This is a genomic window from Streptomyces sp. NPDC031064 (assembly GCF_055570965.1).
In genome coordinates this window covers 394,237-418,858 of sequence record NZ_JBVIGF010000008.1, presented here as the reverse complement: position 1 = coordinate 418,858, position 24,622 = coordinate 394,237, and the positions used below count along the sequence as shown (strand labels likewise).

Genomic DNA, 24,622 nt, shown 5'->3' with positions numbered 1-24,622 from the left:
AGTGAGGGCGGGCGTCCGGACCGGGCGCCCGCCCTTCGCCGTCCCCGGCGTGCTGCTTCTCACGTCCCGGACAATGAATTGGACAAGCCGGGCCAGGTGATACGCATCATGGGTGCGGCACCCAGGCCGCCAGGCCCGCAAGCACGTACGGAGGAGTCCCCGTGAAGGTCGGAATCGTCGGAGCCACCGGTCAGGTCGGCACGGTCATGCGCAAGATCCTTGCCGAGCGGAACTTTCCGGTCGACGAGCTTCGGCTGTTCGCCTCCGCCCGCTCGGCGGGCACCGTCCTGGACGGCGTGACCGTCGAGGACGCCTCCACGGCCGACTACACGGGCCTGGACATCGTGCTCTTCTCGGCCGGTGGCGCCACCTCCAAGGCGCTCGCCGAGAAGGTCGCCTCGCAGGGTGCCGTGGTGATCGACAACTCCTCCGCCTGGCGCCGGGACCCCGAGGTGCCGCTGGTCGTCTCCGAGGTGAACCCCCACGCGGTCAAGGACCGCCCGAAGGGGATCATCGCCAACCCGAACTGCACCACCATGGCCGCCATGCCGGTGCTGAAGCCGCTGCACCAGGAGGCGGGCCTGACCGCCCTGGTCGCCACCACCTACCAGGCCGTGTCCGGCTCGGGCCTCGCGGGCGTCGCGGAGCTGGACGGCCAGGTCAAGGCCGTCGCCGAGCGCGCCGCCGAGCTCACCCACGACGGTGAGGCCGTGGCGTACCCGGAGCCCGGCGTCTACAAGCGCCCGATCGCCTTCAACGTGCTGCCGCTGGCCGGCGCGATCGCCGACGACGGTTCCTTCGAGACCGACGAGGAGCAGAAGCTCCGCAACGAGTCCCGCAAGATCCTGGAGATCCCGGACCTGAAGGTGTCCGGCACGTGCGTGCGCGTCCCGGTCTTCTCCGGCCACTCCCTCCAGGTCAACGCCCGCTTCGAGCGTCCGATCAGCGTGGAGCGCGCGTACGAGCTGCTGAAGGACGCCGAGGGCGTGGAGCTCTCCGAGATCCCCACCCCGCTCCAGGCGGCCGGCAAGGACGCCTCCTACGTGGGCCGCATCCGCGTCGACGAGACCGTCGACAACGGCCTGGCGCTGTTCCTGTCGGGCGACAACCTCCGCAAGGGCGCGGCGCTGAACGCCGTGCAGATCGCGGAGCTGGTGGCGGCGGAGCTCAAGGGCGCCTGACCTCGTAGTGGAAGCAGCCGTACTCGACGGCCCTGACGTGGACCAGGGCGACGGCCGGGTCGGCGAAGGCTTCCGCGAACGCCTGATCGAACGCTTCGGTGGCCGCCTCCGGGATCTCCAGGAGGCGGCCACCGGCGATTCGGCCCTCGGCGTCGTACCGGCGCAGCACGCGCAGGGCGCCGGGGCGCGCGAAGGGGTATCCCTCACCCGAAGGGCCCTGGCACTCCTCGGCGTGGATGAAGACCGGCCCCTGCTCGTCGTACGCGCCCGGCCTGGCCCAGGTCTCGGCGGCCCAGCGGCGCAGCGGAGCGTAGGAGACGAGCGCGATGCGCTCCCCCGGCTTTGAGAGCCGCAGGCAGCAGCGCAGCGGGGCGTCGCCCTCCTCGTCGGTGTGCGGGAGGGGGGCGCGGCCCGCGTCGTCGGCCGTGCGCAGCTCCGCGAGGGTGGCGGGGGCGATGGGGCGTGCGGTGTACGTGGTCGTCATGCGACCAGGGTCCGGCGGCGGGACCGGCGGTGCTGGCGGAAATCGGTCATCGCGTTCCATGGTCGGCGTGGAAGGATGACCGGAAACGTCACACAACGAGGAGATGACCGGGTGCCTGGCACGAACCTGACCCGTGAAGAGGCCCAGCGGCGGGCGGAGCTGCTGACCGTGGACTCGTACGAGATCGACCTCGATCTCAGTGGCGCGCAGGAGGGCGGCACCTACCGGTCCGTGACCACCGTGCGCTTCGACTCCGCCGAGGACGGCGCGGAGAGCTTCATCGACCTGGTGGCGCCTGCCGTCCACAAGGTCACCCTGAACGGTCACGCGCTGGACGTCGCCGCCGTGTTCCGGGACTCGCGGATCAAGCTGAAGCACCTGAAGCAGGGGCGCAACGAGCTGACGGTCGTCGCGGACTGCGCGTACACGAACACCGGCGAGGGCCTGCACAAGTTCGTCGACCCGGTCGACGACCAGGCGTACCTCTACACCCAGTTCGAGGTGCCGGACGCGCGGCGGGTGTTCGCGAGCTTCGAGCAGCCGGACCTGAAGGCGACGTTCCAGTTCACCGTGAAGGCACCGTCCGGCTGGACCGTCATCTCGAACAGCCCGACCCCGGAGCCCAAAGACGACGTCTGGACATTCGAGCCGACGCCGCGCATCTCGACGTACGTCACGGCCCTGATCGTCGGCCCGTACCACGCGGTGCACAGCGCCTACGAGGGCCCGGACGGGCAGGTCGTGCCGCTGGGCATCTACTGCCGCCCGTCGCTCGCCGAGTTCCTGGACGCGGACGCGATCTTCGAGGTGACGCGGCAGGGCTTCGACTGGTTCCAGGAGAAGTTCGACTACGCGTACCCGTTCGCCAAGTACGACCAGCTCTTCGTGCCGGAGTTCAACGCGGGCGCGATGGAGAACGCGGGCGCGGTGACCATCCGCGACCAGTACGTGTTCCGGTCGAAGGTGACGGACGCGGCGTACGAGGTGCGGGCCGAGACCATCCTGCACGAGCTGGCGCACATGTGGTTCGGCGACCTGGTCACCATGGAGTGGTGGAACGACCTGTGGCTGAACGAGTCGTTCGCCACCTACACCTCGATCGCCTGCCAGGCGGCGGCCCCCGGCTCGCGGTGGCCGCACTCGTGGACGACGTTCGCGAACTCGATGAAGACCTGGGCGTACCGGCAGGACCAGCTCCCGTCCACGCACCCGATCATGGCCGAGATCCGCGACCTGGACGACGTCCTGGTCAACTTCGACGGCATCACCTACGCCAAGGGCGCCTCCGTGCTGAAGCAGCTCGTGGCGTACGTCGGCGAGGACGCGTTCTTCCGGGGCGTGCAGGCGTACTTCAAGCAGCACGCGTACGGCAACACCCGCCTGTCGGACCTGCTGGGCGCGCTGGAGGAGACCTCCGGGCGCGACCTGAGGACCTGGTCGAAGGCCTGGCTGGAAACCGCCGGTATCAACATCCTGCGCCCGGAGATCGAGGTCGACGGGGACGGGGTCATCACCTCGTTCGCGGTGCGGCAGGAGGCCCCGGCGCTCCCCGCCGGCGCGAAGGGTGAGCCGGTGCTGCGGCCGCACCGGATCGCGATCGGTCTGTACGACCTCGACGACTCCGGCCACCTGGTCCGCGTGGACCGCGTGGAGCTGGACGTCACGGCGACCGAGCGGACCGAGGTGCCGCAGCTCGTGGGCAAGGCCCGCCCGGCGGTCGTCCTGCTCAACGACGACGACCTGTCGTACGCCAAGGTCCGCCTGGACGAGGTGTCGCTGGAGAACGTCACCGAGCACCTGGGCGACTTCACCGAGTCGCTGCCGCGCGCGCTGTGCTGGGCGTCGGCCTGGGACATGACGCGGGACGCCGAACTGGCCACGCACGCGTACCTGGAGCTGGTGCTCTCCGGCATCGCGAAGGAGTCCGACATCGGCGTGGTCCAGTCGCTGCACCGGCAGGTGAAGCTGGCGCTGGACCTGTACGCGGCGCCCGAGCGGCGCGAGGCGGCGCTGGCGCGCTGGACGGAGGCGACGCTGGCCCACCTGCGTACCGCCGAGCCGGGCAGCGACCACCAGCTCGCGTGGGCGCGGGCGTTCGCGGCGACCGCGCGTACGCCGCAGCAGCTCGACCTGCTGACCGGCCTGCTGGAGGGCACGGAGACGATCGAGGGCCTGGCCGTGGACACGGAGCTGCGCTGGGCGTTCGTCGAGCGGCTGGCGGCCACGGGGGTGTACGGCGAGGAGGAGATCGCGGCCGAGTACGAGCGGGACAGGACGGCGGCGGGCGAGCGGCACGCGGCGACCGCGCGGGCGGCCCGGCCGACCGAGGAGGCCAAGGCCGAGGCGTGGGCGTCGGTCGTGGAATCGGACAAGCTCCCGAACGCCGTGCAGGAGGCGGTGATCGGCGGCTTCGTCCAGACCGACCAGCGTGAGCTGCTGGCCCCGTACACGGAGAAGTACTTCGCGGCGGTCAAGGGCGTGTGGGAGTCCCGCTCGCACGAGATGGCCCAGCAGATCGCGGTCGGGCTGTACCCGGCGCTCCAGGTGTCGCGGGAGACGCTGGACGCGACGGACGCCTGGCTGGCGAGCGCGGAGCCGAACGCGGCGCTGCGGCGGCTGGTTTCGGAGTCCCGCGCGGGCATCGAGCGCGCGCTGAAGGCGCAGGCCGCGGACGCGTAGCGAGGCTGCCGGGTCACCGGCGGAAGGCGCCTCGGACCGGCTGGTCCGGGGCGTCTTTCGTTGGTAACTCGGCGGTCACGTCCACATCATGACCCGTTGTCAAGGCTCATGCACGGAACCGATAAGCTTTCGGGCCGTTGCGTCCTTGTCATTTGATCTTTCGCTTTCGATCGTTTGAGGGTTTTGATGGTTCGACTTGGATCGTCGCCCGGAAGTCCAGGGCCCGCCTCACCCGCCCTATGGGCGTTGCCCGCCATCGTCATCGCAGCGGGCACCACCGTCGCCGTGGCCGTGGTCTCCGCGCCGGCCCGTACCCCGGTCGCCTGGCTCGGAGCCGCCGCGTTCGTCGCGGTCGCGCTCGCCTGCGGTGCGGCCGCCCGGCGCGGCAGGGAGCTGGCGAGCCTCCGGGCGACGGTGGCCGAGCAGCGGACGGCCCTCGCACGGCAGGAGGCGGAAACGGTACGGCTCGCCGACACGCTGCTGCCGGACGTCGTGGGGCGGCTGCGCAAGGGCGAGTTCCCCGAGGACGTCCTCGCCTCGCTGGAGGCCGCCGACGCCTACGGGCCCGGGCTGACTCCGGAGTTCCGGGCCGCCCACCTCGCGGTGCTGCGCTCGGTGCTGGACGCCGTGGTCGCCGAGGAGGACCTGCGCGAGTCGGCGCAGCGGGCGTTCGTGAACATCGCCCGGCGCGTCCAGGCCATCGTGCACCAACAGGCCCAGGAACTGCGGGACATGGAGGACCAGCACGGGCAGAGCCCGAGCGTCTTCGGTGACCTGCTGCGGCTCGACCACGGCACCGCGCTCATCGGCCGGCTCGCCGACTCCATCGCCGTGCTCGGCGGTGCGCGGCCGGGCCGCCAGTGGAGCAAGGCCGTGCCCCTGTACAGCGTGCTGCGCGGCGCGATGTCGCGGATCATCGACTACCAGCGCGTCGAACTGCACTCGGTCTCCGAGGTCGCCGTCGTCGGCCCCGCCGTCGAGCCCCTCATCCACGCGCTGGCCGAACTGCTGGACAACGCCACCCGCTACTCGCCGCCGCAGACCAAGGTCCACCTGACCGCGGTGGACGTGAACGCGGGCATCGCCATCGAGATCGAGGACGGCGGCGTGAGCATGAGCGAGGAGGCCCGGGGCAGGGCCGAGCGCATGCTCCGCCAGGCCCAGCAGGGCATCGACCTCAACGACCTGGGCGAGACGCCGCGCCTGGGCCTCGCCGTGGTCGGCCGGCTGTCGCAGGCGTACGACTTCCAGGTCTCGCTGCGCTCGTCCGCGTACGGCGGTGTCCGCGCCGTCCTCGTCGTGCCGCAGGACCTGATCACCACCGCCTCCTCCGCGACGGGCCTCGCCCACGGCATCGGCACCTCCTCCGGGCCCCGGGGCGCCCTGGCACCGGCCGCACGGGAGGCGGCCGGACAGCCCGCCGGCCCGGCCCGCCAGGTCACCGGCCCGTCCACGGCCGGGCCCGACGCGCCCGTCGTCACCGAGCGGACCCCGAGCGGCCTGCCCCAGCGGCGCCGCAAGACCCGGGTGACGGCGGAGCCCGCCGCGACGACCGCCACGGCCACGGCCACGGCGGAGACCACCGCCACGGCGGACACCGCCGCGACCACCACGACCACCCGGACCGCCACGACCGAACCGGAACCCGCACCCCAGGTGCAGCCCGGGATGTGGCTGGCCGCCTTCCAGAGCGGCCTGTCCGGTGAACGCCAGACCGGCGCAGACCAGAACAGCGACGCCTCGCCGGCCCCGGCGAGCAAGGGGGAACAGCCATGAGTCAGCAGCGGCCCGATATGGACTGGATGCTCAAGGACCTGGCCGAGAGCGTTCCGCAGACCCGCCACGTCATCGTCCTCTCCGCCGACGGTCTGCGGATGGCGCAGTACGGCGCCGAGACCGACACCGCCGACCGGCTGGCCGCCGCCTGCGCCGGGCTCCAGAGCCTCGCGGGCGCGGTCGCGGCCGAACTCCCGCACAGCGAGGGCCGGATGCGGCTGGTCGTGATCGAGATGGACGGCGGGTTCTTCTACCTGATGGCGGCCGGCGCCGGCGCCTACCTCGCCGTCCTGGCCGACGAGGGCGTCGACGCCGGACTGATGGGTCAGCGGATGCGCGACCTGGTGGCACGGATCGGAGAGCACCTCAGCAGCCCGCCCCGCCGCGACGGGCAGCCCGCGTGAGCGACCCGGATCACCCGCGCGGTGAGGGCCACGACTGGGAGGACCACAGCCCCGAGCGGCTGTACGTGATCACCGGTGGCCGTAGCGGCTCATTAGGGTCCGCCCCCCTCGACCTGGTCACCCTGATCGTGGCCAGGTCGGGGCCCAGGCCCGGTATGCAGCCGGAGCACTCGGCGATCATGCGGATGTGCCAGGCCCCGCTGTCGGTGGCCGAGATCTCCGCGTACCTCGCCCTGCCCGTGAGCGTGGTGACCGTCCTGGTCGGTGACCTGCTCACCGCCGGAGACGTCCTGGCGCGCGCGCCCGTCGCCCGCGCCGAACTCCCCGACCTCGCATTGATTGAGGCAGTGATCGATGGACTTCAGAAGCTCTGAGCCACCCGCCGGGCCGCGCCACGAGGACGCCCTGCCGGCGACGGCCACCGCCGCGGTCAAGGTGGTGATCGTCGGCGGCTTCGGGGTGGGCAAGACGACCCTGGTGGGCTCGGTGAGCGAGATCCGGCCATTGACCACCGAGGAGACGATGACCCAGGCCGGGGTCGGCGTCGACGACACGGCGGGCGTGGAGCGGACCAAGAAATCCACCACCGTGGCCATGGACTTCGGCCGGATCAGCATCAACGAGGAACTGGTGCTGTACCTCTTCGGCACCCCCGGCCAGGAGCGCTTCTGGTTCCTGTGGCGCGGCCTGTTCGAAGGCGCGCTGGGCGCGGTGGTCCTGGTCGACACCCGTCGGCTGGAGGTCAGCTTCGACGTGATCGGCAGGCTGGAGGAGCGCGGAGTCCCCTTCGTGGTCGCCGTCAACTCCTTCCCGGACGCGCCCCAGTACCCCCTGGAAGAGCTGCGGGCCGCCCTGGACCTGCCCGAGTCCGTCCCGATCGTCCCGTGCGACGCCCGGCGCCGCGACTCCAGCCGGGACGTCCTGATGACACTGATGCGCTACCTGCACTCCCTCGCCGTGACCCCGGAGGCATTGTGACCACCCCACCGTCCCCCGCCGCCCCGCCACCGGGCTGCCCCGCGCACCGGCTGTACGGCCCCGAGGCCGAGGCCGACCCGATGGCCCTGTACGAAAAGCTGCGCGCCGAACACGGCAGTGTCGCCCCCGTCCTCGTCCACGGGGACCTGCCGGCCTGGCTGGTGCTGGGCCACCGGGAGAACCTGGACGTGGCGCGTACGCCGTCGCGGTTCTCGCGGGACTCCCGGCTGTGGCGCGCCATGCAGGAGGGCAAGGTCGCGGCGGACCATCCGCTGGCGCCGATCGCCGCGTGGCAGCCGGTGTGCAACTTCCAGGACGGTCCGGAGCACAAGCGGCTGCGCAGCGCGGTGACCGAGTCCTTGGAGCGCTTCGACCGGCGGGGTGTGCGCCGCTATGTGAAGCGGTTCGCCGACCAGCTCATCGACGGGTTCGCGGAGACCAGCCGCGCGGATCTCGTCACGGACTTCGCCGAGCCGCTGCCGATGCTGGTGATGACCCAGCTCGTCGGCGCTCCGGACTCGTACGGTCCACGGCTCGTGGAGGCCGCCCGCGACATGATCAAGGGCACCGAGACGGCCGTGGCCAGCAACGCCTACGTCACGGAGGTGCTGCGGCAACTGCTCGCACGCAAGCGGGAGGTGCCGGGCCGGGACTTCACCTCCTGGCTGCTGGAGCACTCCTCGGCGCTCTCCGACGACGAGATCGTCGAGCATCTGCGCCTGGTCCTGATCGCGGCCTTCTCCACGACCGCCAACCTGATCGCCAACACCCTGCGCCTGGTGCTCACCGACCGCCGCTTCCGCGCGAACCTCTCCGGCGGCCATATGACGCTGCCCGACGCCCTGGAGCAGGTGCTGTGGGACGAGCCGCCGCTCACCACGATCCTGGGGCGGTGGGCCACCGGGGACACCCAGTTGGGCGGCCGCCGGATCAAGGCCGGTGACATGCTGCTGCTGGGGCTCGCCGCCGCCAACGTCGACCCGGCGATCAGGCCGGACCTCACGGTCCCGGTGCACGGCAACCGTTCGCACCTGGCGTTCAGCGGCGGTCCGCACGAGTGCCCGGGCCAGGACATCGGCCGGGCGATCGCGGACACCGGGATCGACGTCCTGCTGTCCCGGCTCCCCGATGTGGAGCTGGCGGTGGCGGAGAGCGAGCTGCGCTGGGAGGCGTCGCTGATGTCGCGGCAGCTCGTGGCCCTTCCCGTGACGTTCACACCCCGCGGGTCCACGGTCACGACGGCCGCGCCCCTGTCGGGCGCGTCCGGGGCCGGCAAGGCGCAGCCGCTGCCCGAGGCGGTGCCGGCACCCGCCGCTTCCGTGGCGGTGGAGACCGGCGCCCCGGGCAGGACGACATGGTGGAGCCGTCTGCTGGGCCGGAGGTGAGCCCGGCCCGGCCCGTCAACGTTCGAGCTGCCGCCACCACCAGGCGATCGCGGGGAGCGGTGGCGGTTCGGGGCTCGGGTCGCTCGGGGTGTCCCGCCAGGTGATGTCGTACGAGGCACCCTCGACCGGCAGTGTGTTCCGGTTGCGGGGGCTGGCGTAGCGCGGCGCCAGGTTCTGCCACGCGATGCAGCCCGCCACGTAGTGGGCGAGTGAGTCGAGATAGCGGCGGAGCGCTTCGTCCGCGTCCCGGGCGAGCCGGTCGCGCAGCCGGACGAAGAGCGTCATCGCGCGGTCCCGCAGCGCGACCGCCGGGGCGAACGCCTCCCGCGGGGTGCAGCCGTGGTGCCGGGCGACGACGTTGAGCAGGTTCTGCTCCCAGGGCTCCTGGTGGTCCTCCTTGTTGTAGGAGAAGAGGTCGTTGTCGCAGGAGACGATGAACCCGGCGGCGTCGGTCAGCGCCTGGACGGGGGCCGAGTAGAGCACGTCGGCCGGTAGGTGGATGCCATTGGCCGCGTCGCACCAGGTGAGCGTGAAACGGGTGCCGTTGACGGACATCCGCATGGCGGCGAACTCGTTGAGGGACGGCATGACACCGCGCTCGGCGTTGGCGGTCTGCCAGCCCGCGCCGAACAGCCAGTCGCGCGTCCCCTCGGTGAACCTGCGCAGTTGGAAGGGCGTGAGCATCGCCCTGGTCCGGGTGATCAGGTCGTCCAGGGCCTCGGTGAGCGGCCCCGGGGGCAGCAGCGCGGAGCCCGGAGCCTCGATGGCGCGGACCAAGCGGGCGCTGTGGTCGGCGATGTCGGCCGTCCGCGTGGCGGTGGACCCGGAGTCCTGCCAGTCGTCGACGGCGTTGGCCCAGTAGTTCCACTCGATGAAGAGCAGGATCGGCTCGGTGTCGCCGTACGGGATGATCCGGCTGGTGAAGTCCGCGCTGTGGGTGGCCAGTCCCCAGGCGCGCTCGGTGGCGTCCGGGTACAGCCCGTAGGCGTCGATCCAGGCGATGGCCCGCTCCTCGAGCTCGACGGCCTTGGGGTGGATCAGGCCCCGCTCGAAGGGGCAGTAGAACGGTGGCAGTCGCCAGCCGATCCGTGAGGGGGGAGCGTCCTTCGCATACACGGGCGGCATCGTCAGTTGCCCCCGCCCAGGCGGAAGAGGAGCAGCCGCGTCTCCATGGCGTGGTCCCGCCAGATCCGGAACAGTTTGCCGTGCGTGATGGTGGACTCCTGGAGCCGCTCACGGGACCAGGCGGTCCGACCGTCGGCGGCGCCCTCCCGGCCGGCGTCGCGCTCGACGCGCTCAAGCTCGGCGGTGTTCCAGGCCATGGACTGGACCCAGAACTCGGCGACGCGGTCGGTGACGTCCTCGTCCTGTTCGAGCTCGAAGCCGGCCGCTTCGGCGGCGAGGATATACTCGGTGAGGGTGCCGAGCCGGGTCTTGTAGTAGCCGTCGATGAACTCGGTCCATTCGGGGCGGCGGATGAAGTGTTCCTGGAGCCCGAACCAGCCACCCGGCTTCAGGGCCTTGGCGACCACCTGGAAGAGCCGCTCGCGGTCCATGTAGCCGGAGCTCTCGTTGGCGTACGCGGCGTCGTACTTGCGCTTGGTGGTGAAGTCGTGGATGTCGCCGAGCACCGGGGTGACCCGGCCTGCGACGCCGGCCTGGCGGGCGAAGTCCTCGATCAGCGGGATGTGTTCACCGGTGACGGTGATGCCGGTGACCTTGGCACCGTGTTCCTGCGCCCAGTACAGCGAGCCGCCGCCCACGCCGCAGCCGATGTCCAGGAGCTTGCCGGGCGGGGTGGTGTACGCGCCCCAGGTGCGCGCCGCGTGCGCGACGATCGCCTCCTGGGACTCGACTATGCGGCGCTTGAGGGCCCGCTGGGAGACGGTGGTGTTGGGCGCGGCGCCCGGGGCGAACAGCCCTACGTGGAAGTGGACGCGGGGGCCGGGCCCGTACTTGTGGAGAATGTCCGCGGTTTTGCGGCTGTAGTAGAGCGGGACTTGCGCCTGGTCGAATGCCTGGCCATCAGTGGTCGGCTGGATGGCGAGGTTGCTGTCCATCGGTTCTCCGGTCCTGCGGTCATGTGGGGGTGTTGGTCGGCCGCCCCACCCTGCCCAAAACTGACTGAAAAAAGTCCTCAGTCACACAGTGTTTGAGCATAGTCACGTGCAAAAGTGGCCCTTTCTGCGCGAGTTGACCACAACAGACAGCACGAGGGGCGCCCTCCCCCGGAGGGCGCCCCTCGTGACTGAAAAGTGATGAAACCCGCCCGGCGGGTGGGCGATCGGTGCGCGGCCGCCCGCCGGGCGGAGGCCGGTCAGCCGTTCAGCTCGGCCCAGCGGGAGCGGAGGGCGGCCGCGCCCTCGTCGGTGAGTGAGCCGTGCAGGCGCATCCGGGCGATGCCGCCGTCGGGGAAGGCGTCGAGCCGGACGTGGGTGGCGACGGCCGCCTCGGGCAGGACGAACCGGTGCAGGGTGTCGGGCTGGAGGCGGGTGCGCGGGATGATCTCGAACCAGTCACCGCTCTCGCCGTCGCGGCCCTGGAGGGCTATCCAGCCCGCGGAGTTGCCCTTGAGGTACGCGGTGTCGATCTCGACGGCCCGGACGGCGCCCTGGGCGGCGAGCCGGAAGCGCACCCAGTCGTTGGTGCCGCGCACCCGGCGGCGGCGGTTCTCCCAGCCGTCGTCCATCTTGCGGGACGTACCGGGCAGGATGATCTGCGTGGGCGACGAGTAGAACTTGTCCGACGCGTCCTCGTACGCACCGCCGTTGAGTACGGAGACGAGGTCGATCGTGCCGAGCAGCTCCAGCCACTCGGGGTCGGCCACCACCTCGCCGTGGACGCGCAGGCGGGCGATGCCGCCGTCGGGGTGCTGGCACAGGCGCAGGTGGGTGAAGCGGCGCTCGGCGCCGATCTCGAAGCCGTTGGCGGCGTGGCCGCGTACGGGGGTGGGCGGGACGAGCTCCTCCCACTTCACGTCGTCGCCGAGCAACTGCTCCGGGCTGGGCGAGCCGGCGACGGAGGTGGCCTGGATGGACACGCGCTGCGGGTAGTTGCCGCGGAAGTGGGCGGTGTCGACGACGATGCCGCGGATGACGCCGGGTGCGCCCAGGCGGATGATCGCCCAGTCGTGGTCCTCAGGGGCGGGGAAGGGGCTGTCGCCGTCGGTGCCGCGCCGCCGGCGGGTCTCCCAGCCGTCCATGATCTTGCCCTTGTGCCCGAAGTGCTCCGGGTCGAAGACGGCCCGCTCACGCACGAGGAGGTTCTCGCGCTCGGCGAAGAACTCGTCGTTGGCGGCGACGACCCCGGCGCCGAGGCGCCGGTCGGCCAGGTCGACCAGCTCGGTGAACGGGAAGTCACCGGCGCGGTAGTCGGCGTAGGGGTCACCGCCGCCGTAGGGCGCGGCGTCGTTGGCGTGCGGGTCCTGGTCCGGGCCGGTGAGGTTGGCGTCGAAGGTCATGCACCGACCTTCCCGCCGCCGGACCCGTCAGGTCCAGCGCAAGTTTCTTCACTGGCTGTTAAGCCCCGCTGAAAGGAGCCGGGCGGTGATGCCGGCCAGCCGCCGGCCCTGGTAGCGGGCGGCGTTGAGCACCTCGTCACCGGGGGCACCGGCGGAGGAGGGGTGGGCCGTGCCGTAGGGGTTGCCGCCCGCCGCGTACACCGCCGGGTCGGTGAAGCCGGGCGAGACGATGAGCGAACCCCAGTAGTGGAAGGTGTTGTAGAGCGCGAGCAGCGTGGACTCGTTGCCCCCGTGGGTGTTGGCCGCGCTGACGAAGCCGGTGGCGGGCTTGTCGACGAAGGTGCCCTGCTGCCACAGCCCACCGGTGGTGTCGAGGAACTGCTTGAGCTGCGAGGACACATTGCCGTACCGGGTGGGCGTGCCGAAGGCGTAGGCGTCGGCCCAGGAGAGGTCGTCGAGGGCGGCCACCTCCACGTGCCGGGTGGCCTCGACGTGTTCGCGCCACGCGGGCAGCGAGTCGATGGCCGCCTCGGGGGCGAGCTCGGGGACCCGGCGCAGCCGGACCTCGGCACCGGCCTTCTCGGCCCCCTCGGCGACGGCCTCGGCGAGGGTGTGGACGTTGCCGGTGGCCGAGTAGTAGATGACGGCGATCTTGGGTGACATGGCGTGGACCCTTCGGGAGCGTGAAGCGGATTGTTATCCGCTTGCCGACATCGACGAGTTAACCGGATAGGAATCCGCTTGGCAAGAGGCCCCCGGGAGAAGCGGATACTTTTCCGGTACGAGGTCTATGCTGGAAGCATGAACGAGCCGCAGCGCCCCCACCTCCCGCTCGCGGGCGGGCCCACCGGCGAGGACGTGGAGCGTGCGGGACGGGTGAAACGCGCCGCGCGCTCGGAGCGGGCCGACGCCGCCGGCAACCGGCGCCGCATCCTGGAGGCGGCCGCGCGGATCGTCGCCGAGAAGGGCCCGGGCGCACTGACGATGAACGCGGTCGCGCACGAGACGGGCATCGGCGTGGGCACGGTCTACCGCCGCTTCGGGGACGTCGCCCAACTGCTGTTCGCGCTGCTCGACGAACGCGAGAAGCAGTTCCAGGAGGCGTTCATGACCGGCCCGCCGCCGCTGGGCCCCGACGCCCCGCCCTTGGAGCGGCTGCGCGCCTTCCTGCACGCGCTCGCCGACCGCGTCAACGACCAGCTCGACATGATGCTCGCGGCGGAGGCGGCCGCACCGAGCGCCCGTTACAACAGTGGCGCGTACGCGACCATGCACACGCACGTGACCGTGCTCGTCACCCGCGTCCACCCGGAGGCCGACGCCTCCCTGCTGGCCCACATGCTGCTCGCGCCGTTCATGCCGAGCCTGCTGCACCATCTGACCCGGGACGCCGCGCGGACACCCGACGAGATCAAAGCCGCCGCCGACACCCTCCTCCTGGGCCTCGCCCACCCCCGCTGACCGCCGGGGCCACCGGACCGCCGGGGTCCCGGGCCTCCCGGGCCACCGGACCGGGGCCACCGGGCCACCGGACCGCCAGGATCACCGGACCGGGGCCACCGGGCCGCCGGCCGCCGGAGCCACCGAGCCGCCGGGGTCACCGGACCGCCAGGATCACCGGACCGCCAGGATCACCGGGCCGGGGTCACCGGGCCGCCGGACGCCGGAGCCACCCGGCCGCCGGAGCCACCCGACCGCCCGGGCCACCGGACCGCCGCCGGGGTCACCCGGCCTTCGGCGTCACCGGTGGGCCGCCACCTCGCGGAGCGCGGTGAGCAGGCGTGAGACGGCGGGGGCCGACTCCGCGCCACGGCGGACCGCCGCGATCACGTGGCGGCGCGGCTGGTCGGCCTCCAGGACCCGCATCACCACGCCCGACGCGCGTTCGGCGGCCGCCATGCGGGGCACCAGCGCGATGCCCATCCCCGCCTCCACCATCGCCAGGATCGCCGTCCACCCGGCGGCCGAATGCGCCTGCTCCGGCACGAAACCGGCCGCCTCGCACGCCGCCCTGGTGATCTCCGACCACGGCCCGCTGCCACCGAAGATCCACCGCTCCCCCGACAGGTCCGCCAGCCGCAGCCCCGGCGCCGCGGCCAGCGCGTGGCCCGCCGGGAGGGCCACGTCCAGGGGGTCGGCCAGCAGCGGCACGCGGCTGAACTTGGGGTCGCGGGCCGTCGGCGCGTGCGCCGCCAGGGACAGCGCCAGGTCCACCTGCCCGGCCGACAGCAGCTCGTACGCCTCGGCCGCCTCGGCCTCCCGCACCCGGACCTCCAGGCCCGGGTGCGCGGCGCGCAGCCGCAGCACGGCGGGCACGACCAGCGCGGGCACGGCGGTGGAGAACGCCCCCACCCGGACCTCCCCCGCCTCCCCCTGGAGGTACCCGGCCAACTCGGCGTCCGCCCGCTCCAACTGCGCGAACACCGCCTCGGCGTGACGCAGCACGAGGTGCGCCGCGTCGGTGAGCCGGACCCGCCGCCCGTGGGCCTCGAGGAGACGCACGCCGAGCTGCTTGGAGAGGTTGGTGAGCTGCTGCGACACGGCCGAAGGGGTCATCAGCAAGGCCTCCGCGGTGGCGGTCACCGTCCCCCGGTCGCGCAGGGTGCGGAGGATCTGGAGCTTCTTGATGTCCCACTCGGTCATGCCCCGCAACCTACACAAGGAGATTTCCGGCCTTCCTCCCCCAATAAGGGCCTTTGGCGTCTCCAGGACATGAGACCCGATACCGGTTGCCGCGCACCATCCCGGACTTGGAGACTCCTTGGCGTGCCCGGCGCACGAGCACGGGCATCCGGCCCGGAACTCCGTAGGGGGACATCCGCATGGCACTGCGCAAGTCGACCGCCGCGCTGGTCGCGGCCCTGGCTCTTCTCGCCACGACACTCGGACTCACCACCACGGCCACCGCCGCGCCCGGCGGCGGCACCCACCACGACGTCACCGTCCAGACCGCGACGACGGACCCGGACGACCCCGACAGCGGTAGCGACAGCGGAAGCGACACCTGCGACGACGGCAACGGCGACGACGGCAACGGGCACGGGCACGGCACCCCCGCCGGCCACGCCCACTGACGCGCACGTCGCCGCGACGCTCGTGAGGGCCTCGTCCACCGCCCGGCCACCGGCAGTACGAGGCCCTCACGCCGGCTCACCTCGGCCTGGCCGTCCCCAGGAGCACACCGCCCAGGATCAGCCCCATGCACAGGAACTGCGACGGGCCCATCGACTCGCCGATCAGCGCCCAGGACAGTAGCGCCACGCACACCGGCTGGAGGTAGTACACGACGCCCGCCCGGGCCGCCCCGATCAGTGCGATCGCCTTGTTCCAGGCGAAGAAGGCGAGGGCGGAGGAGAAGACGCCGACGTACACCAGCGGCCCCACCGTGCCGGCCGTGGGCTCGAAGCCGCCCTGCACGGCGAGGCTCACGCCGTACGCGGGCAGCAGCATCAGGGCGCCGAGCACGAAGGTGGCGAAGAGGAAGACCGGTCCGCCCAGTTCGGCCGGCCGGCGCTTGAGCAGGGCGCTGTACGAGGCGAAGCACACCGCGGCGGCCACGATCCACAGGTCACCGGCGGCCAGGCCGGGCACGAGGGACCCCTTGCCGACCAGGAGCAGCACGCCCGCGCAGGCGGTCAGCATGCCGGTCAGGCGGCGCGGGCCCAGCCGGGCGCCGCCGAGCCTCTCGTACAGCGCCATCAGGACCGGTGAGGCGGCCATGACCATGCCCATGGTGCCGGCGGACGTGGTGAGCCCGGCCTGGTTGACCAGGGTGTTGTACACGGTGACGCCGAGCAGGGACGCGAGAGTGACGAACCCCAGGTGACGGCGGATCATCTTCCGCTCGCGCCACGCCTGGCGGGCGGCGAAGGGGGCGACGGCGAGGATCGCCACGACCCAGCGCCAGAAGGCGGCCTGCACGGGCGGGACGGAGTCGTGGAGGGCCCGGGAGGTGACGAAGCTGCCCGACCAGACGACCGTCGCGACGGCGGCGAGGAGGAGCCCGAGGCCGGAGGCCCCGGCGACCACACCCCTCCCGGTCGTCGACCCAGCGATGCGGACGCGGTCCAGGACTGCCACGGTTACCCCCTTGCCTCTCTCCCCACGGAGGGGATCTCGGTTGCGGGATCTACCGTCGCAGCGCGGCACCACTTAGGTCCATCGAAACTTTTTCATCTGTCTATTCAGCAAATCTGAACGGTGTGGGCATAGCTGAGCCCGGGCGGTACGGGGTACCACCCGGGCGGGTCGGCGAGTGAGCCGAAGTCAGACCTTCTTGGACTTGTCGAGCACCATGACCAGGCCCGCGATCACCGCGAACAGCACGATCGGGGCGGCGACGTACAGGCCGAGGGTCTCGGCCACGCTCAGGCCGGAACCCGGGTCGTCACCGTCGTCGCGGGTGAGCGCGAGCGCGGGGGACGACATGAGCAGCATCATCAGCGTCGTACCGGCCGCGACGGCGCCGGCGCGCAGGGCGTTCTTCTTGTCCACGGTGCAAACGTAGCGAACGCCTAAAGACCCCGCGCGTCCGGGGGTGCCGTAGCCGGGCGCAGGACGTCCATCAGGGCGTGCAGGCGCGGCGAGACGGACAGGTCCTCCAGGGTGACGGGGCGGCCCTCCGCGTCGGCGATCGGCAGTCGCCAGTTCGGGTACTGGTCCCAGGTGCCGGGCAGGTTCTGCGGGCGGCGGTCGCCCACCGCGTCCGGGAGCCAGACCCCGGCCATCCGGGCGGGCGTGCGGCGCAGGAAGCGGTACACCGCGCGGATCTCGGCCTCCTCGTCGCGCGGGCCCTCCTCCAGCAGGCCCAGCTCCCGCAGGTACGCCAGCCACTCGGCGACCTCCTCGGCGTCCTCGGCCCGCTCCTCGTCCAGCGGGCGGGTGAGCAGCCCGAGCCGGTGGCGCAGCTCGACGTGCTCGCCGGTCAGCCGGGCAGCGGTGGAGGGCAGGTCGTGCGTGGTGGCGGTGGCCACGCAGTCCGCCCGCCAGGCCCCGGGCGGCAGCGGCCGCCGCGTACCCTCCCAGTCCCGCTCGAACCACAGCACGGACGTGCCGAGCACCCCGCGCCGCTGGAGGGACTCCCGTACGCCGGGCTCGACCGTGCCGAGGTCCTCGCCGATCACGACGGCGCCCGCGCGGTGGGCCTCCAGGGCGAGGATGGCGAGCATGGCGTCGGCGTCGTACCGGACGTACGTGCCCTCCGTGGGCGGCCGGCCCTCGGGCACCCACCAGAGCCGGAACAGCCCCATGACGTGGTCGATGCGCAGGGCGCCCGCGTGCCGCAGCAGCCCGCGCAGCAGCTCCCGGTAGGGGGCGTAGCCGGAGGCGGCCAGCGCGTCGGGGCGCCAGGGCGGCAGGCCCCAGTCCTGGCCGCGCGCGTTGAACGCGTCCGGCGGGGCACCGACCGACATTCCGGCGGCGAACGCGTCTGTTTGCGCCCACGCGTCGGCGCCGTCCGGGTGCACGCCGACCGCGAGGTCGTGGACGATCCCGACGGACATGCCCGCCTCCCGGGCGGTCCGCGCCGCGGCGGCGAGCTGCTCGTCGGTGAGCCAGGCGAGCCGGCAGTGGAAGTCGACCCGGTCGGCCAGCTCGTCGCGCTCGCGCGCGGTGGCGGCCGAGCGCGGGTCCCGCAGGCCCTCGGGCCACTGCCGCCGGTCGGCGCCGTACCGCTCGACGAGCGCGCACCAGGTGGCGTGGTCCAGCAGCGCCTGGCCCTGGGCGGCGCGGAACTCCCGCAGGGCGGCCTGCCGCCCGGGGCCGAGCGGCACGCGCCGCAGCAGCTCCAGGGCCTGCCGCTTGAGCACCCACACCGCGTCGCGGTCGATCAACTCGCCCTTGCGCAGCACCCCTTCGCGCAGCTCCGCCGCGCGCCCGGTGAGCGCGTCCAGCTCGGCGCGCTCCTCGCCGCCGAGATGGCCGCGCACGTACGCGTACTCGGGGATGTCCTCGATCCGCAGGTGGACCGGGTCCGGGAAGCGCCGCGAGGAGGGGCGGTACGGGGAGGGGTCCGTGGGCGTGCCCGGAACGGCCGCGTGCAGGGGGTTGACCTGCACGAACCCGGCTCCCAGCACCCGCCCCGCCCAGTCGGCCAGCTCGCGGAGGTCGCCGAGGTCGCCCATGCCCCAGGACCGGGTGGACAGCAGCGAGTAGAGCTGGACCAGCACGCCGTACCCGCCCCCGGAGGGCTGGGGCACGCGCGCGGGCGCCACGACGAGCGTGCTGTGCGCGGTGCGCCCGTCCCGTGCCCGGGCCCACAGCCGGTGCACGCCCAGCGGGAGGCGGGCCCAGCGGGGCGTACCGGAGATCTCGTCGCCGTGCTCGGTGGTGATCCGCACGTCGGTGCCCGGAGGGAGCGCCGCGAGCGGCCGGGGCAGCTCGGGCGGGCGCCCCTGGGGGGCCGCGTCCTCGCGGGGGCCGTCCTGCCACAGGACCAGCACCGGGGGGAGCAGCCGGGCGTCCCTGGCCGCCTCGGTGGCGGCCAGGGACGCGCGCAGCGCCCCCGGCGTGGCGGCGTCGACGTCCAGGGCGGCGAGGACCTCCACCACCGTGGCGTCGGGGACCGGGACGGTGACGCCCGCGGACGGGGAGTACGCGGTGGCGACACCGTGCAGCGCGGCGAGCCGGGCAAGGGTCATTCAGGCTCCTGGGGACTCCGGTCCGCCGGCCGTGCGGTGCGCGGTCGGCTCGCTGGTCAGGGGGGTGAAGTCGGTGAGTGCGGGTTCGCTGGTGAGGGGGGTGGCGTCGGGGAGCGGCGGCTCGCTGGTCAGCGGGGTGTCGGCGGCGGGCAGGTCCGCCGGAAAGGCCGGGCCCGGGACCCGTTCGAGGGCCTGGCCGGTGGCCTGTTCGGGGACCTGTTTGGAGAGGGCGGTGAGCAGGAGCTGGGCGGAAGCGGCCACGGTGGCCTCCCTGTGAAGGTGACGGTGGGACACAGCAGCCCTACCCAGTGGGCGGCCACACATCCGTCCAACGTGGCGTCGGTCACATGGCGTTCCCGTGACGGGAAGGGGACCGCCTCCCGTACCCCGGAAGTGCCCCGGTAGTGCCCCGGTAGGCAAATACGACACAACGGCCACGCACATTGACACCTTCGGCGAGTCGGTGGTGGGCTCGAAACCGACCGGTTCAGCCACCGGTCGGGCCACCGGCAAAGCTACTCGCAGAACAACGAAAGACGAGGGGAGACGCGCGTGCAGTTCGGGCGCTTCGGCCGCGGGAAGCGGACCGCGACGGCCGTCGCCGTCGCCGTGATCGGCGGGCTGCTGAGCGGCGCTCCCGGCGCGGTCGCCGCGCCCGGCGGGCCGGGCTCCCCCACCACGACCGTGCCCGAGCGGGACGACGCCGCGCTGCCCCCGGTGTGGCCGCGCCCGCAGTCCCTCCGGGCGGCCGGCACGGCGGTGCCGCTGGGCGACGAGGTGACGCTCCTGGCGGGCGAGGGCGCCGACCCGTACGCCGTGAGCACGCTCCGGGACGTCCTGCGCGGCGCCGGTGTGCGCACCGTCCACACCGGGCCGGACGGACGCGGGCCGGTTGTGCTGTTGGGCGGCACCGGCGCGCAGAGCGCCTTGCGCGCCCTGCGCGCGCCCGAGCGCGGTGACCTCCCGTCGGGCGGGTACCGCATCGCGACCGGCCGGTACGAGGGCCGTGACACGGTCGCCGTGGACGGTGTCGGCACGGACGGGCTGTTCCACGCCGTCCAGACGCTGCGCCAGCTCATAGCCGCGGACCGGGCGGTGCCCGGCGTCCACGTGCGCGACTGGCCCGGTACCGCCGTGCGCGGCCTGACGGAAGGTTTCTACGGCCGCCCCTGGAGCCACCAACAGCGGCTCGCGCAGCTCGACTTCATGGGCCGCACCAAGCAGAACCGGTACCTCTACGCGCCCGGTGACGACCCGTACCGCCAGACCCAGTGGCGCGAGCCCTATCCGGCCGCCCAGCGGGCCGAGTTCCGGGAGCTGGCCGAGCGGGCCCGGCGCAACCACGTGACGCTGGCCTGGGCGGTGGCGCCCGCCCAGGCGATGTGCCTGGCCTCGGAGAAGGACCTGTCGGCGCTCAAGCGCAAGGTCGACGCCATGTACGCGCTCGGGGTGCGCGCCTTCCAGGTGCAGTTCCAGGACGCCTCCTACGACGAGTGGCACTGCTCCAGGGACGCGGACACCTTCGGCGCCGGCCCCGCGTCGGCGGCCCGGGCGCACGCGCGCGTGGCGACGGAACTGGCGCGGCACCTGGCCGGCCGGTACCCGGACGCCGAGCCGCTGACGCTGATGCCGACCGAGTACTACCAGGACGGCGCCACCGAGTACCGCACGGCGCTCGCCGCCGAGCTGGACGACCGGGTGCAGGTGGCGTGGACGGGCGTCGGCGTGGTCCCGCGTACGATCACCGGCCGCGAACTGGCGGGCGCCCGTGACGTGTTCGGGCACCCGCTGGTCACCATGGACAACTATCCGGTCAACGACTACGCGCAGGACCGTATCTTCCTGGGCCCCTACATGGGCCGCGAGCCGGCCGTGGCGGCCGGTTCCGCCGCCCTGCTGGCCAACGCGATGGAGCAGGCGGCCGCGTCCCGCATCCCCGTCTTCACCGCCGCCGACTACGCCTGGAACCCCAAGGGCTACCGCCCGGCGGAGTCCTGGCACGCCGCGCTGAACGACCTGGCGGGCGGCGACCCCAAGGCCCGGGAGGCGCTGCACGCCCTCGCCGGCAACGACGCCTCCTCCATCCTCAGCCGCACCGAGTCGGCGTACCTCCGCCCGCTGCTGGCCGACTTCTGGCGCACCCGTGCGAGTACGACGGCCGACGCGGCGGCCCGGGACCGGGCGGCGCGCGAGCTGCGGGCGGCGTTCACGGTGATGCGCGAGGCTCCCGAGCGGCTGGCCGGCACGGCGGACGGGCTGCTGGACGACGAGGTGCGGCCGTGGCTGGAGCAGCTCTCGCGGTACGGACGCGCGGGCGAGGCGGCCGTGGACATGCTCCAGGCGCAGTCGCGGGGCGACGGCGCGGCGGCGTGGCGGGCCTCGCTGGAGCTGGAGCCGCTGCGCGAGGAGCTGGCGGCGAGCCCGGTCACGGTCGGCGACGGCGTGCTGGACCCGTTCCTGTCGCGGGCCGTCAAGGAGGCGGCGCGCTGGACGGGCGCGGCGCGCCGGGCGGGCACGGTCACCCGCGAGGACGGGACGTACACCGTGCGCCTGGACCGGGCGCGCCCGCTGGACACGGTCACCGCGATGACGGCGCCCGGGGCGCACCCCGCGAACGGTTCCGTCGAGGCGCACGTGCCCGGCCAGGGGTGGCGGCGGCTGGGCGGGCTGTCGGCGAGCGGCTGGACCCAGGCGGCCGTGCGGGGCGTGGCCGCCGACGCCGTACGGATCAGTTGGAGCGGGCGGTCCCCGGGCGTGCGGGCCCTGGTCCCGTGGTTCGCGGACGAGCCGCAGGCCCGCCTGGAGCTGCCGCACACCGAGGCGGACGCGGTGATCGGCGGCGCCCCGAGCCGGGTGAACGCGGTGCTGGCCGCCCAGCGGCCCGGCGAGGTGCACGGCGCGCTCACGGCGAAGGCCCCGAAGGGCCTGAAGGTCACCGTCCCGAAGCAGACCACCGTCCCGCGGGGCACGGCCGCCACCGTCCCGGTCGACATCACCGTCCCGGCGGACACCCCGGCGGGTGACTACCGGGTGCCGCTGTCCTTCGCCGGCCAGGAGCGCACGCTGACCGTCCGGGCGTACCCGGCGACGGGCGGCCCCGATCTGGCCCGTACCGCGACGGCCTCCTCGTCGGGCGACGAGACCCCCGACTTCCCCGCCCCGGCCGCGATCGACGGCGACCCGGACACCCGCTGGTCGTCCCCGGCCGAGGACGGCGCCTGGTGGCAGATGGAGCTGGCCCAGCCGGTGCGGCTCGGCCAGGTGGTGCTGCACTGGCAGGACGCGTACGCGAGCCGGTACCGCGTCCAGGTGTCGGCGGACGGCCGCGTCTGGCGCACGGCGGCGACCGTGCAGGACGGGAAGGGGGGCCGCGAGGCGGTCCGCATGGACGCGCCGGGCACCCGCTTCGTCCGCGTCCAGGGCGACGCGCGGGCGACCGAGTACGGCTACTCGCTGTTCTCGGTCGAGGCCTACGCGGTGACGGCCCCGGCTCCCCCGGGGGCACCCGCCGGGGCGCCTGGCGAGTGAGGCGAAGGGGCGCGGCGGGTGTCGAAAGGAAGAACGCGCGGAGGCTGTGAGGAACGAGCAGCCGAGCACGATCGACCGGCGACACACGCTTGAGCGCCCCGGAGCCGAACCGAGCCCCTAAGAAACGCGATCGATCCGGGCCATCGCGTCGTCCGCGCCGTACGGCTGGAGGTACGGCAGCCAGCGCGGGTCCCTGTGCCCGGTGCCGATGATGCGCCAGGCCAGGCCGGTCGGCGGGGCGGGTTGCTGGTGGAGCCGCCAGCCCAGCTCCCGGAGGTGCCGGTCGGCCTTGACGTGGTTGCAGCGGCGGCAGGCCGCCACGACGTTCTCCCAGGCGTGCTGTCCGCCGCGACTGCGCGGCACGACGTGGTCGACGCTGGTTGCGACGCCACCGCAGTACATACAGCGCCCGCCGTCGCGGGCGAAGAGGGCTTTGCGGGTCAGAGGAACGGGCCCCCGGTAGGGGACCCGTACGAACCGCTTCAGGCGGACCACACTGGGTGCGGCGATGACACGGGTCGCGCTGTGCATGAAGGCGCCGGATTCCTCGAGGCAGATGGCCTTGTTCTCCAGGACGAGGACGAGCGCGCGGCGGAGCGGTACGACGCCGAGGGGCTCGTACGACGCGTTGAGGACCAGGACATGCGGCACGGATGCCTCCTATTACGCCGGCGGCGCGTGGCTCGCGCCGGGACGATCTGCTCTCAGTCTCTCCTCATGCCAGGTCGAAGCGCCACCACGTACCGGTAACGGGCCCGAAGTGTTTTCGACCACACCCGGATCATCCCCAGGTGAGACGCAGCTCTCCCTCGAACATGGCAACGAACCACCCTCGATGAGCCGTTAAATGTAATTGGTCCGCTTGTCCATCCTGGAGGTTCCCGCCGTGCTCTGGTCCGCCGTTCCGGCTGCCGACCCCACCCCCGCGCCGGTGTCGCTCGACGAAGCCGCCAAGCAGGCCGGTGAGGCCGCCGGCTGGGTGGAACAGAACTGGTCCACCTGGTTGAGCACCGGTCTGCGCATCCTGCTGATCCTGGCCGTGGCCGTGGTGCTGCGGCATCTGGTGCGCCGGGCGCTGACCAAGCTGATAGAGCGGATGAACCGCAGCGCCCAGGCGGTCGAGGGGTCCGCGCTGGGCGGCCTCCTGGTGAACGCCGAGCGCCGCCGGCAGCGCTCGGAGGCGATCGGTTCGGTCCTCCGTTCCGTCGCCTCGTTCCTGATCATGGGCACCGCCGGGCTGATGATCCTCGGCGCCTTCAACGTCAATCTGGCGCCGCTGCTCGCCTCGGCCGGTGTCGCCGGTGTCGCGATCGGTTTCGGCGCGCGCAACCTGGTCACGGACTTCCTCTCCGGCGTTTTCATGATCCTGGAGGACCAGTACGGGGTCGGTGACTCGGTCGACGCGGGGGTCGCCTCCGGCGAGGTGATCGAGGTGGGGCTGCGCGTGACGAAGCTGCGCGGCGACAACGGTGAGATCTGGTACGTCCGCAATGGCGAGATCAAGCGGATCGGCAACCTGAGCCAGGGCTGGTCCACGGCCACGGTCGACGTGACGGTCCGCCCGACCGAGGACCTGGACCGCGTCCGCGCGGTGATCGGCGAGGCGGGCGACGCCATGGCCAAGGAGGAGCCCTGGAACGAGCGCCTCTGGGGCCCGGTCGAGATCCTGGGCCTCAACGAGGTGCTGCTGGACTCCATGACGATCCGGCTCTCGGCCAAGACCATGCCGGGCAAGTCCCTGGGCGTGGAGCGCGAGCTGCGCTGGCGCATCAAGCGGGCGTTCGACGAGGCGGGCATCCGCATCGTGGGCGGCCTCCCGGCGGCCCCGGCGGAGGACGGCCCGGCGGACCCGACGGCGGGCATGTCGCCCCCGTCCGCCTTCGCCTCCACCACCTCGCCCCAGTCGGTCGCGGCGACCCCGCTGACGCCCCCGCCGAACCTGACGAAGTAGCGCCCGGTACGACGCGAAGGGCGCCCCCGCCAGTACGGCGGGGGCGCCCCTTCGCCGTACCCCGCTCCCCGGGGTCTTGACGGGCTCCTGACATGCGCCTTACCGTCTCCGCAACCGAATAGGAAACTTTCCTAACAGTGTGAGGGCAGGTGCATCCC

The 24,622-nt window shown here is 72.9% G+C and carries 22 protein-coding genes; 11 read left to right on the top strand and 11 right to left on the bottom strand.

Features of this window, described 5'->3' with window-relative positions; genetic code table 11:
• Nucleotides 1-161 precede the first annotated feature (161 nt).
• Nucleotides 162-1,181 carry an aspartate-semialdehyde dehydrogenase gene (locus tag ACZ46W_RS28540; protein ID WP_468343317.1) on the top strand — a complete coding sequence of 340 codons (1,020 nt, stop codon included), beginning with the start codon at nt 162-164 and terminating at the stop codon, nt 1,179-1,181.
• Here ACZ46W_RS28540 and ACZ46W_RS28535 read toward each other — a convergent pair.
• Nucleotides 1,168-1,665 carry a DUF1203 domain-containing protein gene (locus ACZ46W_RS28535; RefSeq protein ID WP_468343315.1) on the bottom strand — a complete coding sequence of 166 codons (498 nt, stop codon included), beginning with the start codon at nt 1,663-1,665 and terminating at the stop codon, nt 1,168-1,170. The genes ACZ46W_RS28540 and ACZ46W_RS28535 overlap by 14 nt on opposite strands.
• A gap of 111 nt (nt 1,666-1,776) precedes the next feature.
• On the opposite strand from ACZ46W_RS28535, the gene pepN reads away from it, so the two are divergent.
• The 6 genes from pepN (at nt 1,777) to ACZ46W_RS28505 (ending at nt 8,887) form a co-directional block, all read left to right on the top strand.
• Entirely contained in the window at nt 1,777-4,344 is a 2,568-nt protein-coding gene (gene pepN / locus ACZ46W_RS28530) for an aminopeptidase N (RefSeq protein ID WP_468343312.1), read from the top strand.
• A 186-nt stretch (nt 4,345-4,530) separates the two neighbouring features.
• On the top strand, nt 4,531-6,120 hold the full coding sequence (locus ACZ46W_RS28525; RefSeq protein WP_468343309.1) for a sensor histidine kinase: 1,590 nt from the start codon (nt 4,531-4,533) through the stop codon (nt 6,118-6,120).
• A complete protein-coding gene (locus tag ACZ46W_RS28520) occupies nt 6,117-6,524 on the top strand; it encodes a roadblock/LC7 domain-containing protein (protein WP_073751149.1) in 408 nt (135 codons plus the stop codon). Before ACZ46W_RS28525 ends, ACZ46W_RS28520 begins: the two co-directional genes overlap by 4 nt.
• Entirely contained in the window at nt 6,521-6,898 is a 378-nt protein-coding gene (locus ACZ46W_RS28515; protein ID WP_468343305.1) for a DUF742 domain-containing protein, read from the top strand. Before ACZ46W_RS28520 ends, ACZ46W_RS28515 begins: the two co-directional genes overlap by 4 nt.
• Nucleotides 6,879-7,502 carry a GTP-binding protein gene (locus ACZ46W_RS28510; protein ID WP_468343302.1) on the top strand — a complete coding sequence of 208 codons (624 nt, stop codon included), beginning with the start codon at nt 6,879-6,881 and terminating at the stop codon, nt 7,500-7,502. The genes ACZ46W_RS28515 and ACZ46W_RS28510 overlap by 20 nt, the downstream gene beginning before the upstream one ends.
• Nucleotides 7,499-8,887, top strand: a complete 1,389-nt coding sequence (locus ACZ46W_RS28505; RefSeq protein ID WP_468343299.1) for a cytochrome P450 — start codon at nt 7,499-7,501, stop codon at nt 8,885-8,887. The genes ACZ46W_RS28510 and ACZ46W_RS28505 overlap by 4 nt, the downstream gene beginning before the upstream one ends.
• A gap of 15 nt (nt 8,888-8,902) precedes the next feature.
• Here ACZ46W_RS28505 and ACZ46W_RS28500 read toward each other — a convergent pair whose 3' ends face one another.
• From ACZ46W_RS28500 to wrbA, 4 genes are all read right to left on the bottom strand, one after another.
• Complete coding sequence (locus ACZ46W_RS28500) at nt 8,903-10,012, bottom strand: terpene synthase family protein (RefSeq protein ID WP_468343296.1); 1,110 nt, start codon at nt 10,010-10,012, stop codon at nt 8,903-8,905.
• A gap of 2 nt (nt 10,013-10,014) precedes the next feature.
• Complete coding sequence (locus ACZ46W_RS28495) at nt 10,015-10,947, bottom strand: SAM-dependent methyltransferase (protein WP_468343293.1); 933 nt, start codon at nt 10,945-10,947, stop codon at nt 10,015-10,017.
• Between the two features lie 257 nt (nt 10,948-11,204).
• Complete coding sequence (gene alc / locus ACZ46W_RS28490) at nt 11,205-12,347, bottom strand: allantoicase (protein WP_468343290.1); 1,143 nt, start codon at nt 12,345-12,347, stop codon at nt 11,205-11,207.
• Between the two features lie 48 nt (nt 12,348-12,395).
• Entirely contained in the window at nt 12,396-13,010 is a 615-nt protein-coding gene (wrbA, locus tag ACZ46W_RS28485; protein WP_468343287.1) for an NAD(P)H:quinone oxidoreductase, read from the bottom strand.
• A 138-nt stretch (nt 13,011-13,148) separates the two neighbouring features.
• Here wrbA and ACZ46W_RS28480 point away from each other — a divergent pair, with 138 nt between their 5' ends.
• Entirely contained in the window at nt 13,149-13,808 is a 660-nt protein-coding gene (locus ACZ46W_RS28480; RefSeq protein WP_468343284.1) for a TetR/AcrR family transcriptional regulator, read from the top strand.
• 279 nt (nt 13,809-14,087) lie between these two features.
• Here the strand turns inward: ACZ46W_RS28480 and ACZ46W_RS28475 are convergent, their stop codons facing one another.
• Nucleotides 14,088-14,990 (bottom strand): LysR family transcriptional regulator, encoded by a 903-nt coding sequence (locus ACZ46W_RS28475; protein WP_468343281.1) that lies wholly within the window; start codon nt 14,988-14,990, stop codon nt 14,088-14,090.
• Between the two features lie 179 nt (nt 14,991-15,169).
• Here ACZ46W_RS28475 and ACZ46W_RS28470 point away from each other — a divergent pair, with 179 nt between their 5' ends.
• A complete protein-coding gene (locus tag ACZ46W_RS28470) occupies nt 15,170-15,421 on the top strand; it encodes a hypothetical protein (RefSeq protein ID WP_468343278.1) in 252 nt (83 codons plus the stop codon).
• Nucleotides 15,422-15,497: 76 nt separating this feature from the next.
• Here the strand turns inward: ACZ46W_RS28470 and ACZ46W_RS28465 are convergent, their stop codons facing one another.
• From ACZ46W_RS28465 to ACZ46W_RS28450, 4 genes are all read right to left on the bottom strand, one after another.
• Nucleotides 15,498-16,403, bottom strand: a complete 906-nt coding sequence (locus tag ACZ46W_RS28465) for a DMT family transporter (protein ID WP_468343445.1) — start codon at nt 16,401-16,403, stop codon at nt 15,498-15,500.
• 210 nt (nt 16,404-16,613) lie between these two features.
• Nucleotides 16,614-16,841 (bottom strand): hypothetical protein, encoded by a 228-nt coding sequence (locus ACZ46W_RS28460; RefSeq protein WP_366131322.1) that lies wholly within the window; start codon nt 16,839-16,841, stop codon nt 16,614-16,616.
• Nucleotides 16,842-16,861: 20 nt separating this feature from the next.
• Nucleotides 16,862-18,985 carry a 4-alpha-glucanotransferase gene (gene malQ, locus ACZ46W_RS28455; RefSeq protein ID WP_468343275.1) on the bottom strand — a complete coding sequence of 708 codons (2,124 nt, stop codon included), beginning with the start codon at nt 18,983-18,985 and terminating at the stop codon, nt 16,862-16,864.
• A complete protein-coding gene (locus ACZ46W_RS28450) occupies nt 18,986-19,246 on the bottom strand; it encodes a hypothetical protein (RefSeq protein WP_468343272.1) in 261 nt (86 codons plus the stop codon).
• Between the two features lie 291 nt (nt 19,247-19,537).
• On the opposite strand from ACZ46W_RS28450, the gene ACZ46W_RS28445 reads away from it, so the two are divergent.
• The gene (locus tag ACZ46W_RS28445; RefSeq protein WP_468343269.1) at nt 19,538-22,513 is read left to right on the top strand and encodes a beta-N-acetylglucosaminidase domain-containing protein; all 2,976 of its coding nucleotides are present in this window, start codon (nt 19,538-19,540) and stop codon (nt 22,511-22,513) included.
• Nucleotides 22,514-22,630: 117 nt separating this feature from the next.
• Here the strand turns inward: ACZ46W_RS28445 and ACZ46W_RS28440 are convergent, their stop codons facing one another.
• Nucleotides 22,631-23,164: an HNH endonuclease gene (locus ACZ46W_RS28440; RefSeq protein WP_468343266.1), complete on the bottom strand. Its 534-nt coding sequence runs from the start codon at nt 23,162-23,164 to the stop codon at nt 22,631-22,633.
• A 235-nt stretch (nt 23,165-23,399) separates the two neighbouring features.
• Between ACZ46W_RS28440 and ACZ46W_RS28435 the strand changes: the two genes are divergently transcribed.
• Nucleotides 23,400-24,464, top strand: a complete 1,065-nt coding sequence (locus tag ACZ46W_RS28435; RefSeq protein WP_468343442.1) for a mechanosensitive ion channel family protein — start codon at nt 23,400-23,402, stop codon at nt 24,462-24,464.
• The last annotated feature ends 158 nt before the right edge of the window (nt 24,465-24,622 follow it).

Bases quoted from the DNA above. Each gene is read 5' to 3' on its own strand.
- ACZ46W_RS28535 (WP_468343315.1), bottom strand. From the start codon at position 1,665: ATGACGACCACGTACACCGCACGCCCCATCGCCCCCGCCACCCTCGCG.
- ACZ46W_RS28525 (WP_468343309.1), top strand. From the start codon at position 4,531: ATGGTTCGACTTGGATCGTCGCCCGGAAGTCCAGGGCCCGCCTCACCC.
- ACZ46W_RS28520 (WP_073751149.1), top strand. From the start codon at position 6,117: ATGAGTCAGCAGCGGCCCGATATGGACTGGATGCTCAAGGACCTGGCC.
- ACZ46W_RS28510 (WP_468343302.1), top strand. From the start codon at position 6,879: ATGGACTTCAGAAGCTCTGAGCCACCCGCCGGGCCGCGCCACGAGGAC.
- ACZ46W_RS28500 (WP_468343296.1), bottom strand. From the start codon at position 10,012: ATGCCGCCCGTGTATGCGAAGGACGCTCCCCCCTCACGGATCGGCTGG.
- ACZ46W_RS28495 (WP_468343293.1), bottom strand. From the start codon at position 10,947: ATGGACAGCAACCTCGCCATCCAGCCGACCACTGATGGCCAGGCATTC.
- alc (WP_468343290.1), bottom strand. From the start codon at position 12,347: ATGACCTTCGACGCCAACCTCACCGGCCCGGACCAGGACCCGCACGCC.
- wrbA (WP_468343287.1), bottom strand. From the start codon at position 13,010: ATGTCACCCAAGATCGCCGTCATCTACTACTCGGCCACCGGCAACGTC.
- ACZ46W_RS28480 (WP_468343284.1), top strand. From the start codon at position 13,149: ATGAACGAGCCGCAGCGCCCCCACCTCCCGCTCGCGGGCGGGCCCACC.
- ACZ46W_RS28475 (WP_468343281.1), bottom strand. From the start codon at position 14,990: ATGACCGAGTGGGACATCAAGAAGCTCCAGATCCTCCGCACCCTGCGC.
- ACZ46W_RS28470 (WP_468343278.1), top strand. From the start codon at position 15,170: ATGGCACTGCGCAAGTCGACCGCCGCGCTGGTCGCGGCCCTGGCTCTT.
- malQ (WP_468343275.1), bottom strand. From the start codon at position 18,985: ATGACCCTTGCCCGGCTCGCCGCGCTGCACGGTGTCGCCACCGCGTAC.